General features: G+C 62.1%; 3 protein-coding genes. All 3 read right to left on the bottom strand.

Features of this window, described 5'->3' with window-relative positions; all coding sequences use genetic code 11:
• On the bottom strand, nt 1-191 hold a 191-nt coding region (locus I6F47_RS20260; protein WP_197184453.1), incomplete at its 3' end, for a hypothetical protein.
• The gene (locus I6F47_RS20255; RefSeq protein WP_231609270.1) at nt 188-658 is read right to left on the bottom strand and encodes an HNH endonuclease signature motif containing protein; all 471 of its coding nucleotides are present in this window, start codon (nt 656-658) and stop codon (nt 188-190) included. The genes I6F47_RS20255 and I6F47_RS20260, both read right to left, overlap by 4 nt.
• A 132-nt stretch (nt 659-790) precedes the next feature.
• Nucleotides 791-1,087: a hypothetical protein gene (locus tag I6F47_RS20250; protein ID WP_114488319.1), complete on the bottom strand. Its 297-nt coding sequence runs from the start codon at nt 1,085-1,087 to the stop codon at nt 791-793.
• Between the last annotated feature and the right edge of the window lie 340 nt (nt 1,088-1,427).

The following is a 1,427-nucleotide window of genomic DNA, read 5'->3' as shown; positions in this document are numbered from 1 at the left end:
GGGCACCACGCCTGCCAGAACGGATCACCGTGGTAGTCGCCGTATACCGCCACGCCGCCCGCGCCGAGCAGTTGGACCTTGGCGCCGCGAGGGCACGTGGTCATGTCCTCGTTCCAGAACACGTCGGTGGCGACGGCCACGGTCTGGTCGGCGTTGAGCTTGTGGGCCGGTTGTTCTGCTGTTTCGGTCATAGCGTGTTGCTTTCGTGCAGTTCTCGTTTTGCCGCGAGGTAGGCGGCCGATGCGGCTTCAGGTGTTGGGAAGCACCCCAGATACTTTCGGGCGCCTCTGGCTGCGATGCGCGCCATGTAGGGGTTGGGCAAACCCGGACGAGGCATCTTGAACACACCTATCGGTAAGTCTTCCTTCTTCCCGCGCATGAGCGCCCTGCGATTTTCAGCGTTGCCCATCGGGCAAACGACACGAAGGTTGTCCAATCGGTTGTCATATTTGTCGCCGTTCCGGTGGTCGATAATCCCGTTGGGCCAGTGACCATGTGTGTAGAACCATGCGACACGATGACTCCAGTATGTTTTGCCGTCGATGCGGATGTTGGTGTAGCGCAGTGTTGAGCACCCTGCAGGGCGACCGGCATGCTGCGTGTTCCAACTGCGCCATCGTCNAGCGCAGTGTTGAGCACCCTGCAGGGCGACCGGCATGCTGCGTGTTCCAACTGCGCCATCGTCTTTCATCGCCGTCGAAATCTTCGAGGCCACGGGGGTGCCACGTGAACACGCCATTATCCGGGTCGTAGTGCAACACCTGTCTCAACCGCGCCAGTGAAATCCGTTTCATGGATTAACCTCGTAAATCAGTAGGTTATAGTTGCGCGCAAGAGACACAAGATGGTCGTTTCCCCCTGCACACACCAATGCGTCTGAGTGGAAAACAAGTGTGTAGTTCCGCGCCCGCTCCCGGGTTTCCACCGGCTGCATCGGGCAGATCGGGTAGACATCGACGGGCAGGCGGCTGCCGCGCGGCGGGTGGGACAGGCCGTTCGTCACGAAGCTGGTCGGGGTGATCCCGGCCATCAGTTCGGCATCGGCCAGGTGGTCGGCGGTTACGGGGCCGTGGAGGATCACTCGCATACGCGATACCTCACGATGTCGCCAGGGCGGCCGGTGTGACCCCAGTCAAAAGTTTGACCCTCACCGCGCGTCTGTCTACCCGAACGGGGCTGGAGGGCAACGACGACACCGGAAGCTACGGGACACGCACCGCCGGCCCAGTCGATCCACTCCGGCACACGCCCCACACCCTGCACCCCCTGGATCAGCCGCAGCACGCCGTCGATGTCGGGACCGCGCGCGGTGTACTCGGCGGTGCCCACTTGGAATTGGACTTCGTAGGTCATGGCTTGACCACCTTGTAGGCGACGATGTTCCGGTTGCGCAACTCGCCTGCGGTCCAGTCGGATTCCGGGGTCGT

Source organism: Pseudoalteromonas sp. NZS37 (assembly GCF_015864265.1).
In the GTDB taxonomy this organism is placed as follows: domain Bacteria; phylum Pseudomonadota; class Gammaproteobacteria; order Enterobacterales; family Alteromonadaceae; genus Pseudoalteromonas; species Pseudoalteromonas arctica.
This window is presented reverse-complemented; position numbering and strand designations above follow the sequence as displayed.